The following is a 12,236-nucleotide window of genomic DNA, read 5'->3' on the forward strand; positions in this document are numbered from 1 at the left end:
GACAGCCCGAACGCAGGCGGGGCTCCGCCGGCTGACACCGGCGGAGCCCCGTCTTCGCTCGAGCTGTCAGGCGGCGGCCGCGACGCGCGACGTCGCCGACACCGCGAGGTCGCCCGCGGCGGCATCCACCGTCACCGCTCCCCCATCGCCCAGGCGTCCGCTCACGAACAGGTCGGCGATGCGGTCGTCCACCTGGCTCTGGATGAGCCGGCGCAGCGGACGAGCACCGTACTCGGGCTCGTAGCCGTTCTCGGCGAGCCAGTCGATCGCGGCATCCGTCACCTCGATCGACACCTCGCGCGCCGCGAGTCGCTTCTCGGTCGCCCGCAGCAGGAGCGACACGATCTCGCGCAGCTGCGGCCTGTCGAGCTTGCGGAACAGCACGATCTCGTCGATCCGGTTCAGGAACTCCGGTCGCATCGCCTCGCGGAGCCTGCCCATGACCCGGTCGCGCAGATCCTTCTCCGAGCCGAAGCCCGTCGGTCCGCCGCTGTCGGCGATGAAGCCGATCGCCCCGGAGCGCGACGCGAGGAATTCGCTGCCGATGTTCGAGGTCATGACGACCACCGTGTTGCGGAAGTCGACCGTGCGCCCCTGTCCGTCGGTGAGCCGGCCGTCGTCGAGCACCTGCAGCAGCAGGTTGAAGACATCGGCGTGCGCCTTCTCGACCTCGTCGAACAGCACGATCGAGTACGGGTTGCGGCGTACCCGCTCGGTGAGCTGGCCGGCCTCGTCGTAGCCGACATAGCCCGGAGGGGCGCCGATCAGCCGCGACACGGTGTGCCGCTCGCCGAACTCGCTCATGTCGAAGCGGATGACGGCGGTCTCGTCGTCGAACAGCGACACCGCGAGCGCCTTCGCCAGCTCGGTCTTGCCGACACCGGTCGGCCCGAGGAACAGGAACGACCCGACGGGCCGGCGTGCGTCGCCCATGCCGGTGCGGTTGCGACGCACGGCCTTCGCGACGGCGCCGACGGCATCATCCTGGCCGATCACCCGGCCGTGCAGTTCGGACTCGAGGGTCGCGAGGCGATCCCGCTCGGTCGCAGTCAGACGGTTGACCGGGATGCCGGTGGCCCGGCTGATCACGGCGGCGATCTGCTCCTCGTCCACGACGGTCGCAGCTGTCCCCGAGCCCGTCGACGGGTCGGCCGCAGGACGGGCGGTGGCCTCCTCGAGGCGCTGCTGCACCTCGGAGATCTGGTCGCGGATGCGCGAGGCCTCTTCGTAGTGCTCCGCCGAGACCGCCGCGTTCTTGTCGGCCTCGAGCGTCGCCAGCCGCTCCACGAGCGCACTCACGTCCACCTTCACCCCGAGTCGCAGCCGAAGGCGGGCACCGGCCTGATCGATGAGGTCGATCGCCTTGTCGGGAAGGACGCGTTCCGTCAGATAGCGGTCGCCGAGCTCGACGGCGGCGCGCAGCGCCTCGTCCGTGTAGGTGATGCCGTGGTGCGCCTCGTACGCGTCCTTCAGGCCGCGAAGAATGAGCACGGCATCCTCGACCGACGGCTCGCCGACCCTGACCGGCTGGAAGCGCCGCTCGAGCGCGGGGTCCTTCTCGATGACCCGGTACTCCTTGAGGGTCGTCGCGCCGACCAGGTGCAGCTCACCGCGAGCGAGGCGCGGCTTCAGGATGTTTCCGGCATCCATCGCTCCCTCGCCGCCGCCGCCGGCGCCGACGACGGTGTGCACCTCGTCGATGAACACGATCAGCTCGGCCTTGCGGGCGGCGATCTCGTCCATCGTCTTCGTGAGGCGCTCCTCGAAGTCGCCGCGGTAGCGGGTGCCCGCGAGCATGGCCGCGAGGTCCAGCGCGATCACGCGCTTGTCGCGCAGCTGCTCGGGCACGGATCCCGCGACGATCGCCGCCGCGAGTCCTTCGACGATCGCCGTCTTGCCGACTCCCGCCTCGCCGACGAGCACGGGATTGTTCTTCGTGCGACGGCTCAGGATCTCGATCGTCTGCTCGATCTCGTCCTCGCGGCCGATCACCGGGTCGAGGTCGCCGGCGCCGGCGCGCGCCGTGAGGTCGGTGCCGTACGTGTCGAGCATGGGGGTGCCGGATGCCGCGGCATCCGTCGTTGCGGATGTCGGCGTCGCGCCGCTCGGGGTTACCGTCTCGCGCATGCCCTGCGTGAGGGCCTCGGCGGTCACGCCCGCCCGCGCCAGCACCTGACCGGCGGGGGTGTCCTGCGCGAGCACGAGCGCGAAGAAGAGGTGCTCGGGGTCGACGTAGGTCGAGCCCGACGAGCGTGCGACCTGGAAGGCGTGGAAGAGGGCGCGCTGGACCGACGCTGCGATCACGGCGCCGTCGAGGTCCGCCGGCGTCGAGGCAGAGGGGAGCCGCTCCTCGGTGGCGCGGAGGATGGCGGCTGCGTCGGCGCCGATGCGCTGGACAGCCTCTTTCGCGGGGTCCTCTGCGACGAGGATGCGCAGGACATGGAGGGCGTCCAGTTCGTGCTGACCGCGCTCGAGGGCGAAACGGCCGGCCCGCTGGAGCACGTCCTGCGTGCGTGCGCTGAGGAACCGGCTGAGGTCGATCGACCGCTCTGCACGCGCGCGTTCGCCCGCCATGTAGCGAGCGAGGAACTCGTCGAACGAGCCGCCGTTCTCATCGGCGCCGTTCGGTGACGAGAAGTCTTCGGGCATTCCATCTCCTAGGAACTTGAGTCGGGACCTGTCAATATACAAACTTGAGCAGGCTCGTATCAAGTTCAAACCCTGAGCATCGGTGGATATTCCCACAACCGCCACTCAGATGATCGAGGGATTCACCTCGTCCCATTTCTGGGCGGTCTGCGCCAGCCAGAACATGGCGAACAGCGCGAGTGCGATGCATTCGCCGATGAGGATGAGCGGCGCACCCGTCGCCGCGACGAGATCGACGCCGGCGAGGTTGAGCACCGAGACGGCGGTGACGAAGAGCAGACTCAGGACGAACAGCACCCCGATCACGAGATACAGCGATCGGTAGCTCGTGCCCCCGGCACCGGCCGCCGCGGCGACCGACACGATGGCCATCAGCCCCAGCACAGCCCCGGTCGCGACGAGATGCCCCCACGGCACGAACGTCTCGGGATTCAGCGCCCACCACAGCGTCATCCCCAGGACGATGGCCGCCGCGACGGCGATCGTGGCGAGCAGGGCGCGTGACACGGTGCGCTGGATCAGCGCGAGGATGACGGCGACCACCACCCCCGCACCCCCGACGATCGCGAACGTGACCATGCCGTTGGCGACATCCGCCACATAGGCGGTGGGCACGCACGGCGGTGACCCCGGGCAGTCGACCGTCAGGCCGGGCACATCGCCGGTCGCGATCACGGTGGGGACGATGGCGATGAGCGGAGCGAAGATGGCAGCCAGGTCAAGGAGCGCCTGTTCGAGGCTGTGGCCCGAGAGGGCGAGGAGTCCCAGCGTCACCGCGAACAGCGAGCCGACGAACACCGTCCGCCCCGGCGTGTAGAAGAGCGCACTGATCGACGTCGGCCAGCCGAACGTGGTGCCGTACGCGATGAGCGACACGAAGATTGCCACGACGGCGCCGATGATCGCCAGCCGCACGTAGCGGTAGGTGCGCTGGGTGGAAGTGCTCGCGAGCTCCATATCGACACCCTCGTTCTCGTCGCGGGCGTCTCCGGTGAGCCGCTCGGGCTCGATCATCTCGCGCGTGCCGATGCCGCCGACGTCAGCACCGCCGCGTGTCGCTGCACGCCGGACTCAGGCCTGGTGCGGGCCGCCCGGGATCCGCACGACGACGCTTCCGCGCTTGCGACCCGTGTCGACATAGCGGTGAGCCTCGACGATGTCTGCCAGGTCGTAGGTGCGATCGACGACGGCACGGAGGTCGCCCGCCTCGGCGCGGGCGGTGATCTCGGCCATGACCGGCGCACCGAAGGCCGTTCCGGTGTGGGTGACCAGCATCCCGCTCCGGCGCGACTGGATCCGCTCGCCGAGCATGCCCCGCAGGTCGGTGATCACGAGCAGCAGCGCCCCGCCGGGCTTCATGACGCGGCGCGAGCGGGCGAACGGCGCATTCCCGACGCACTCGACGATCACGTCGTAGCGCTCGTCGCCGGCCGCGAAGTCCTCGATCGCGTAGTCGATCACGCGCTCGGCGCCGAGCGAGCGCACCAGCTCGGCGTTGCCCCCGCTGCACACCGCCGTCACCCGTGCCCCTGCCGCTGCCGCGAGCTGCACGGCGGCGGTTCCCACGGCACCGGACGCGCCGTTCACGAGGACCTCCACCCCGGGGCCGAGGTCGACCCTGTCGAAGAACGACAGCGCCGTGTACCCGCCGAAGACGAGGGCCGCGGACTCCTCGAACGACAAGCCCGCGGGCTTCCGCGCGATGCTGCCCTCGGCGCGCACCGTGACGAATTCGGCGTGACACCCCATTGCCCCGCCCTTGAGCACGATCACCTCGTCGCCCGGCGCGTAGGTGGTGACGTCGTCGCCGACGGCCTCCACGACTCCGGCGCCTTCCATGCCGAGGATCGGGGTCCGCGGACGGAACACTCCCAGTGCGGCGATCGCGAGGAACCCGAGACCTCTCGGCAGGTCTTTCGAGCGGATGCGGTGATCGGCGATGCTCACCGTCGAGGCGCGCAGTCGCACGAGGACTTCGTCCGGGGCCGGCGAGGGTTTCAGCACCCGCTCGATCGAGACGACCTCGGGGGGCCCGAATCTGCGGGCCACGGCCGCGGTCATCGTCACGCCGGTGGCGGCATCCGTCGTCTGCTGAGCCATGATGGCCTCCTTACGATGTAAGTATTACGCTGTAAGGTACCCCTTGGCGCGTGCCTTGTCCAGACCTTCACCTGACGTTGTACGGTGAGGGAGAGGAGCCCTGAATGACCGTGTCCCGCAAGACCGCCGAGCGCGTCCCGCTGACGCGCGAGCGCGTGCTGGCGGCCGCCGGCGCCATCGCCGACGCGGACGGACTCGACGCCCTCACCATGCGACGGCTCGCCGAAGACCTCGGGGTGGAGGCGATGTCGATCTACTACCACCTGCCCAACAAGGACGCGATCCTCGACGGGCTCATCGAGTCCGCGTTCGCCGAGATCGGGGCCGAGGTGGGCGGTTCCGCCCTGTCAGCCCTCGCCCCGGCAGGTTCCTGGCATGGCGCCCTTCGAGCGCGCATCCTCGGAGCGCGGCGGGTGATGCTGCGGCATCCGTGGGTTCCGGCTCTCATGGAGTCGCGCTCCGTCCTGGTTCCGACGATGGCGCGCTACATCGACGGCACCATCGCGATCATGCACGACGGCGGACTCTCGTTCGACCTCATCCACCATTCGCTGCACGCGCTGGGCAGTCGCATGTACGGGTTCGCGCAGGAGCTCACGATGGACGGCGACTCCGACGCCGCGCCCGGCGGCGATGACCTGGCGACGATGCGCGAGTTCGTCCCGCATCTCGCGGCGATGCTCGAGGACGTCGTGCACGACGACCCCGACTCCACACTCGGGTGGTGCGACGATCAGACCGAGTTCGAATTCGGTCTCGACATCCTGCTGGACGGCATCGCGCGCCGAAGCGTCGACGAGCGAGCACGTCGATGACCGCGACCGATGCCGCGGACCCAGTCCCTCATGCGCGGCTGCAGCTGCAGCCGCCGCCGCCGGAGATCGATGAGGCCCTCGCCGCCCGCATCGCTCTCGACGGCTGGAACATCGCCGGGCGAGCGCGCGCGCTCGGCAGTCACCAGGACCGCAACTTCCGGCTCGACCGAGACGGCGAGCCGCCGCTGCTGCTGAAGGTCGCCAATCCGAGCGTGAGCGCGGGCGAGCTCGAAGCGCAGTCCGATGCCGCGCGGCTGATCGCCGACGACGGCAGACTGCGCGCCCCGCGAGCGCTGCCACGACCGGACGGCGCACTGGTGGGGACCGTGGTCGTCGACGGTGTCACGATGCATGCGCGCGTGCTCCAGTTCCTCGAAGGCGAGACGCTGTCGGGCAGCGGCTACCTCTCGCCCGCCGTCGTCGCGATGCTCGGGTCGGGCGCGGCGACGGTCGACCGGCTGCTGGCCGGGCTCCAGGCCGCCGGCGCCGTGCGCGAGCACCAGTGGGACCTGCGACTCACACCGGGCGTGCTGGCCGAGCTGCTTCCCTACGTCCAGGACGTTGCGCTGCGCGACCGGCTCGCGACCGCCGCGGCCGGGGCGTGGGAACAGGTCGAGCCCGTCGCCGGCGCGCTCCCGGTGCAGTTCATCCACGGCGACCTCACCGACGACAACGTCGTGACCGGCGATCCACTCACGCGCGTCCCGGACGGCGTGATCGACCTCGGCGACCTCAATCGCACCTGGACGATCGGCGAGCTCGCCATCACCCTCTCATCGCTGCTGCATCACGACGGCATGACCCTGCCCGCCGCGATGCGCGCCGTCACCGCCTACCACGCGCTCCGGCCGTTGAGCGAGGCCGAGGCGACCGCGCTGTGGCCGCTCGTGGTGCTGCGGGCAGCGGTGCTCGTCGCGAGCGCCCATCACGTGCTGACGACGGATGCCGAGAACCTCTACGCGCTCGAAAATCTCAGCCATGAGCGCGCCATCTTCGACGCCGCGGTATCGGTGCCGAGCCCTGTCGTGACGGCTCTGGTGAGGGCGGCCATCGGGCAGGATGCCGAATCGTTCACGCCGCCGCCCGGCCTGCCGCTCTTCCCTGGGCTCGAACCGGCGGACGTCGGCGCCATCGACCTCTCGGCGACGAGTGCCGCACTGCACGACGGACGCTGGCTGTCGGCATCCGTCGAGGACGACCTCTTCACCGAGGCGCTCGCGCCGGGAGGCGCGAGTCGCGCTCTCCGCACGGACGGCGGAGGGAGCGCCGTCGCATTGGCCCGGTTCGGCGAGGCGCGGCTGACCCGCTCCCGGTTGCACGACGCGGAGGAACCGGCCAACGTGGCGCAGGGCATGGAGGTGCGGCTCGCAGCGCCGCAGCCGCTCGCCGCGCCGTGGCGCGGGATCGTCGCGCCCACGGCGACGGGACTCACCCTCCGCGCCGACGACGTGACGCTGCGCATTGACGGATGCCGCGCCGCGCACGCCAGCGGGACGTCGGTGGCAGCGGGCGATGTCGTGGGCCACGCAGACTGGCGCGCATGGATCCAGGTGACGCGCACCGGCGTCGAGGCGCCCGACTTCGTGCCACGGTCGCTCGCGGAGGCTTGGCGGGCGGTCGTGGCGGATCCGTCGAGCCTGGTGCCGGGGCATCCCGCCGCGCCCTCCTCGCCCGATGCGGCACGGCTGCTCGCCCGCCGGGAGGCGGTCTTCGCCGACGTCCAGGAGCACTACTTCGAGGAGCCCCCGCTGATGGTGCGCGGCTGGCGCGAGCACCTCATCGACGCCGACGGCCGGGTCTACCTCGACACGCTCAACAACGTCACGTCGGTCGGCCACGCGCATCCGCGGATCATCGAGGCCGTCGCCGGGCAATGGCGACTGATCAACACCAACTCGCGGTTCCACTACCCCTCGGTCGTGGAGTTCTCGGAGCGCCTCGCGGCGCTGCTCCCCGCCCCCCTCGACACCGTGTTCCTCGTCAACAGCGGATCCGAGGCCGTCGACCTCGCCCTGCGCCTCGCGCAGGCGTGGTCGGGAAGGCGGGATGTCGTGGCGATCCGCGAGGCGTACCACGGCTGGACGTACCTCACCGATGCGGTGTCGACCTCGGTTGCCGACAACCCGTCCGCGATCGAGACGCGACCGGAGTGGGTCCACACCGTCCCTGCGCCCCACCGCGGGAAGCCCGAGGCGGACACCACGATGCTCGCCGCGGAGGCCGTCGCCGAAGTCGACCGGCTGGCCGGGGCCGGCACTCCGGCCGGGGCGTTCCTGGCCGAGCCCTTCTTCGGCAACGCCGGCGGCGTCGCCCTGCCCGACGGCTACCTCGACGCCGTGTACCGGGCGGTGCGGCGGCACGGCGGCCTCGCGATCGCCGACGAGGTGCAGGTCGGCTATGGCCGGCTCGGCGAGTGGTTCTGGGGGTTCGAGCAGCAGGGTGTGATTCCGGATGTCGTCGCCGTCGCGAAGGCGATGGGCAACGGGCATCCGCTGGGGGCTGTCATCACGACCCGCGCGATCGCGGAGCGCTATCGCACGGGAGGCTACTTCTTCTCGTCCGCAGGCGGCAGCCCTGTCTCGAGCGCCGTCGGGTCGGCGGTGCTCGACATCATCCGCGACGAGGGTCTGCAGCAGAACGCCCGCGACACCGGCGCGTATCTCAGGTCACGGCTCGAGGTGCTGGGTCAGCGGCATCCGCTCATCGGCGCAGTGCACGGCTCGGGCTTCTATCTCGGACCGGAGTTCGTGCGCGACCATCGCACCTGGTCTCCTGCGACGGAGGAGACCCGCGCGATCTGCGATCGGCTGCGCGAACTGGGCGTCATCGCCCAGCCGACGGGCGATCACCAGAACATCCTCAAGGTGAAGCCGCCGATGTGCTTCACGCGCGCCAGCGCAGACGCCTTCGTCGACGCCCTCGATCGCGTGCTCACGACCGGCTGGTAGCGGTCCACGTCCAACTCGGCGGCTAGCGTGGTCCTGTGGAGTACACCCCCGACGCGCTGCGGCGGCGGCCGGACATCGAGGCTGCCGATCTGCCGGCGACGGATGCAGCGGATCGGCTGATCCTCGACGAGTCGGCCTCGGCGCGCGAGGCGTGCCCGTCGGGCGGACTCGTCGTGATCGGCGACGCATACGGCGCGCTGACGCTGGGCGCCGCCGCGACCGGTGCCCGCGGCATCCGGGTGCATCAGGATGCGCTCACCGGCGAGCGGGCACTCGCCGCCAACGCGGCTCTGTTCGGGCTGTCGGACTCGTTCGCATCGCTCGAATGCGCTCCGGAGCTGGTCGCACGGGCACGCGTCGTCCTGCTGCGCCTGCCGCGCTCGCTCGACGCGCTCGCCGATCTCGCGGGGCTCATCGCCGCCCACGCGGATCCCGACGTCGTCGTCTTCGCGGGCGGGCGCATCAAGCACATGACCGTGGCGATGAACGACGTCCTGCGGGCGCGGTTCCACACGCTCGACATCTCCCATGCGAGGCAGAAGTCGCGCGTGCTGGTGGCGCGCGGGCCTCACGACGGCCAGGATCCGCAGCCGCGGCGTGCGACGCACGACGGCCTCGTCGTCTGCGCCTATGGCGAGGCCTTCGCCGGCACATCGATCGACATCGGCACGCGTCTCCTGCTCGAGAACCTGCCGGATGCGATCGACGCCGGCGCACCCGCCATCGACCTGGCGTGCGGCACCGGAGTCGTCGGCGCATGGCTTGCTCGACGGCATCCGCGACTGCGGGTGCATGCCACCGATCAGTCGGCGGCAGCCGTCGCGTCGGCCCGGGCGACAGCGGAGGCCAACGGGCTGAGCGACCGGATCACGGTCGTACGAGATGACGGGCTGGCGCTCGTGCCGGACGCGAGCGCGACGTTCATCGCACTCAATCCGCCGTTCCACCTCGGCGGTGCCATCCATGAAGGGATCGCGCCTCGGCTGTTCGCCGACGCCGCGCGGGTGCTGGGGCCGGGGGGCGAGCTCTGGGCGGTGTGGAACTCGGCGCTGTTCTATCGCCCGGTGCTGGAGCGCCTCGTCGGCCCGACGCGCCAGATCGCGCGGAACGCGAAGTTCACGGTGACGGCGTCGGAGAAGCGCTGAGCCGCGCTACCCGTTCGAGCCCGAGTCGTCGGTGGGTGTCGGCGCGGGCAGCTGCTCGGCCGTCGGCCCGAACAGCGTCCACGTCCCGCTCTCACACTGGTAGTACTGGTTGACGGCCGTGTCGATGTACACGTCGCCGTCGGTCTGGCAGGTCTGGTCGTCCGGGGCGCCCACCCCGAGGAGTACCTGAGTGCCCGCGGTGCCGGGTGCCCCCGGTGCGCCGGGGGCTCCGGGCGTGCCGGCCGGCCCCTGCTCTCCGGTGAGGTTCTCGGCCGCGTTGGCCTTGATGTTGCCCACCCATACCCAGTCGTCCTCGAAGACGTACACGTCGGCGTTCGAGCGATCGATGTACACGTCCCCCTTGTAGCCCTTGCCCGACTGGGGAGCACCTGTTCCGGCGCGCACCGCCGACCCCGCCGGGAGGAGGTCCTCGACGATGGCCTGATAGTCCGGCGGCGGTGTCTCGCTCGGCGTCGTGGTCGGCGTCGCGGATGATGTCGGCGCGGGCTGCGGCTCCGCGGCGGTGTCGACCGACCTCGCGAGCCACGACCCGAGGAATGCGGCGACGAACGACAGCACGACCACGCCCACGCCGATCCAGATCAGCGCCGCACGACTCACGCCGGCGGGCGGCGGAGCCTCGGGCGCCGCCGGAGCGGCCGTGGGGTTCGGGGTGGTCTGGCCATCGCTCATGGGAGGGGTCCTTCCGGTCTGGCACTGCGCCACAGGGGACAGGGGCGATCGCGCACAGCCTAGGGTCCGCCCTCGCGCCGGCCATCACCCCGGCTGGATGATCTGCCCGCACCCGCGGCCCCTTTCCAAAGTCGCGCATCCGGTGTATTTTCCTCATATGGAAAATACGACGGATGCCGAGATCGGCGAACTCTTCGGCGCCCTCGCGGATCCGACCCGGCGTCGGCTCGTGCTCGAACTCCGCTCGGGCGACGCCACCGTGGGTGAACTCGCGGCCGGATTCGCGGTCGGCGTCGCCGCCATCTCGAAGCATCTGACGATCCTCCAGCGGGCCGGGGTCATCTCTCGGCACAAAGAAGCGCAGTGGCGCCGCTGTCGCCTGGAGCGCGAACCGTTCGATCGGCTCCGCGAGTGGCTCGACCACTACTCCGCCCTCTGGGACGGCAGCCTCGATCGACTCGATGACTACCTGCGCGAATCCGCGCCCGAGCGGCCGCACGACTCTTTGCACCGGCCGACGGAAGCGGCGACGCCGTGACCGGATCGACCGCCATCACGCGAGAGGCGCTGGGGCTGACCCTGAGCCGCACGTTCGATGCGCCGCGGGAGCGGGTGTTCCGTGCCCTCTCACTCGAGTCCGAGCTCATGCGATGGTGGGGACCGCCGTCATACCCGGTGGTCGCCTGCACGGTCGACTTCCGTCCGGGAGGGATCTGGCACTACTGCCTGCGTGGGCCGGCCGGCGACGAGGTCTGGGCGCGCGCGGTCTATCGCGACATCCGCGAGCCGGCCCTCGTCTCCTACGACGAGACGTCTTCGGATGCCGCCGGCACGGTCACGACAGACCGACCTGGCGCGTTCGTCACCATCCGTCTGTCGCCCGCGCCCGATGGCGGCACCCGGTTCGAAGCGCGACTGCAGTACACCGACGCGTCGGATCGGGATCGCGCTGTCCGCTACGGCGTCGAGCGTGGATTCTCCGCCGCACTGGGTCTCCTCGAAAACCATCTCCGCATGACCACCACCGCAAGCTGAGGACGACATGCCCACTCTCACTTCTGCCGACGGCACCCCGATCGCCTTCGAACTCGTCGGCGACCACGGACCCGCCGTCATCCTCGTCGACGGCGCCATGTGCTTCCGTGGTGGGGGGCCGATGCGTCCGATCGCCCGTGCGCTGGCCGGAGGGCTGACCTCGGTCCTCTACGACCGCCGGGGGCGCGGCGAGAGCGGTGACGTCATGCCGTTCGCGGTGAAGCGCGAAATAGAGGACATCGGTGCACTGATCGACACCGTGGGTGGCCGAGCCGCCCTGTTCGGCATCTCGTCGGGCGGCGCACTCGCGTTGCGGGCGGCGGCGGCTCTCGGGCAGCGTGTGAGCGCGCTCGCCGTCTACGAAGTGCCTTTCATGCCGCCGGGCGCGCTCGATGGCGCGGCCGCGTACACAGTTGCCCTGGATTCAGCGCTCGCTGCCGGGGTTCCGGACGACGCGGTCACCGCGTTCCTCCGCCGTGTCGGCACGCCCGAAGCCGGCATCGACGCCGTTCGGCACTCCCCCGCCTGGGCGGGGATGGTGGCGCTCGCCCCCACGCTCGCTTACGACGACGCCGCAATGGGCGACAGCACGGTTCCCGTCGATCTCGCGACGGGTCTCGGCATCCCGACCCTCACCTTGGTGGGGGGCGCCAGCCCGGAGTTCCTCTCCTACGGCGTGCACACGCTCGCCGATGTGGTGCCCGGAGCGCGGCTCGAGGTAATCGATGGGCAGCAACACGACGTCTCGGCCGAGGCGATCGCGCCGCACCTGCTGCGGTTCCTCGCTCGCGCTGACGCTCGGCTGTGAACCCTCGGATCAGACGGCCGCCGTCAGAAGTCCCAGTCCTCGT

At 70.7% G+C, this 12,236-nt stretch carries 10 protein-coding genes; 6 read left to right on the top strand and 4 right to left on the bottom strand.

Annotated elements, in window-relative coordinates:
* Nucleotides 1-66: 66 nt before the first annotated feature.
* The 3 genes from ABD212_RS16690 to ABD212_RS16700 form a co-directional block, all read right to left on the bottom strand.
* Complete coding sequence (locus ABD212_RS16690) at nt 67-2,649, bottom strand: ATP-dependent Clp protease ATP-binding subunit (protein ID WP_344096795.1); 2,583 nt, start codon at nt 2,647-2,649, stop codon at nt 67-69.
* A 105-nt stretch (nt 2,650-2,754) separates the two neighbouring features.
* Nucleotides 2,755-3,663 (bottom strand): hypothetical protein, encoded by a 909-nt coding sequence (locus tag ABD212_RS16695; RefSeq protein ID WP_344096797.1) that lies wholly within the window; start codon nt 3,661-3,663, stop codon nt 2,755-2,757.
* 57 nt (nt 3,664-3,720) lie between these two features.
* Nucleotides 3,721-4,749, bottom strand: coding sequence for an NAD(P)-dependent alcohol dehydrogenase (locus ABD212_RS16700; RefSeq protein ID WP_344096799.1), 1,029 nt, complete (start codon nt 4,747-4,749; stop codon nt 3,721-3,723).
* Between the two features lie 104 nt (nt 4,750-4,853).
* On the opposite strand from ABD212_RS16700, the gene ABD212_RS16705 reads away from it, so the two are divergent.
* From ABD212_RS16705 to ABD212_RS16715, 3 genes are read left to right on the top strand one after another with little or no spacing between them, the layout of a single operon-like run.
* Nucleotides 4,854-5,564 (top strand): TetR/AcrR family transcriptional regulator, encoded by a 711-nt coding sequence (locus tag ABD212_RS16705; protein WP_344096801.1) that lies wholly within the window; start codon nt 4,854-4,856, stop codon nt 5,562-5,564.
* Nucleotides 5,561-8,512 carry an aminotransferase gene (locus ABD212_RS16710; RefSeq protein ID WP_344096804.1) on the top strand — a complete coding sequence of 984 codons (2,952 nt, stop codon included), beginning with the start codon at nt 5,561-5,563 and terminating at the stop codon, nt 8,510-8,512. The genes ABD212_RS16705 and ABD212_RS16710 overlap by 4 nt, the downstream gene beginning before the upstream one ends.
* Nucleotides 8,513-8,547: 35 nt before the next feature.
* Nucleotides 8,548-9,657, top strand: a complete 1,110-nt coding sequence (locus ABD212_RS16715; protein WP_344096807.1) for a class I SAM-dependent methyltransferase — start codon at nt 8,548-8,550, stop codon at nt 9,655-9,657.
* A gap of 6 nt (nt 9,658-9,663) precedes the next feature.
* On the opposite strand, the gene ABD212_RS16720 is transcribed toward ABD212_RS16715, so the two are convergent.
* Complete coding sequence (locus ABD212_RS16720) at nt 9,664-10,350, bottom strand: hypothetical protein (protein ID WP_344096809.1); 687 nt, start codon at nt 10,348-10,350, stop codon at nt 9,664-9,666.
* A 157-nt stretch (nt 10,351-10,507) separates the two neighbouring features.
* Here ABD212_RS16720 and ABD212_RS16725 point away from each other — a divergent pair, with 157 nt between their 5' ends.
* Genes ABD212_RS16725 through ABD212_RS16735 form a run of 3 tightly spaced genes read left to right on the top strand, consistent with a single transcriptional unit; the run spans nt 10,508 to nt 12,193 of the window.
* Complete coding sequence (locus ABD212_RS16725) at nt 10,508-10,888, top strand: ArsR/SmtB family transcription factor (RefSeq protein WP_344096811.1); 381 nt, start codon at nt 10,508-10,510, stop codon at nt 10,886-10,888.
* A complete protein-coding gene (locus ABD212_RS16730) occupies nt 10,885-11,385 on the top strand; it encodes an SRPBCC family protein (protein ID WP_344096813.1) in 501 nt (166 codons plus the stop codon). Before ABD212_RS16725 ends, ABD212_RS16730 begins: the two co-directional genes overlap by 4 nt.
* Nucleotides 11,386-11,392: 7 nt before the next feature.
* Nucleotides 11,393-12,193 carry an alpha/beta fold hydrolase gene (locus tag ABD212_RS16735; RefSeq protein WP_344096816.1) on the top strand — a complete coding sequence of 267 codons (801 nt, stop codon included), beginning with the start codon at nt 11,393-11,395 and terminating at the stop codon, nt 12,191-12,193.
* Nucleotides 12,194-12,236 lie beyond the last annotated feature (43 nt).

The sequence above is a fragment of the Microbacterium deminutum genome, assembly GCF_039530205.1.
In the GTDB taxonomy this organism is placed as follows: Bacteria; Actinomycetota; Actinomycetes; order Actinomycetales; family Microbacteriaceae; genus Microbacterium; species Microbacterium deminutum.

Excerpts from the sequence above, each read along its gene's own strand:
- ABD212_RS16700 (WP_344096799.1), bottom strand. The coding sequence starts at position 4,749 with ATGGCTCAGCAGACGACGGATGCCGCCACCGGCGTGACGATGACCGCG.
- ABD212_RS16720 (WP_344096809.1), bottom strand. The coding sequence starts at position 10,350 with ATGAGCGATGGCCAGACCACCCCGAACCCCACGGCCGCTCCGGCGGCG.
- ABD212_RS16690 (WP_344096795.1), bottom strand. The coding sequence starts at position 2,649 with ATGCCCGAAGACTTCTCGTCACCGAACGGCGCCGATGAGAACGGCGGC.
- ABD212_RS16725 (WP_344096811.1), top strand. The coding sequence starts at position 10,508 with ATGGAAAATACGACGGATGCCGAGATCGGCGAACTCTTCGGCGCCCTC.
- ABD212_RS16705 (WP_344096801.1), top strand. The coding sequence starts at position 4,854 with ATGACCGTGTCCCGCAAGACCGCCGAGCGCGTCCCGCTGACGCGCGAG.
- ABD212_RS16735 (WP_344096816.1), top strand. The coding sequence starts at position 11,393 with ATGCCCACTCTCACTTCTGCCGACGGCACCCCGATCGCCTTCGAACTC.
- ABD212_RS16710 (WP_344096804.1), top strand. The coding sequence starts at position 5,561 with ATGACCGCGACCGATGCCGCGGACCCAGTCCCTCATGCGCGGCTGCAG.
- ABD212_RS16695 (WP_344096797.1), bottom strand. The coding sequence starts at position 3,663 with ATGATCGAGCCCGAGCGGCTCACCGGAGACGCCCGCGACGAGAACGAG.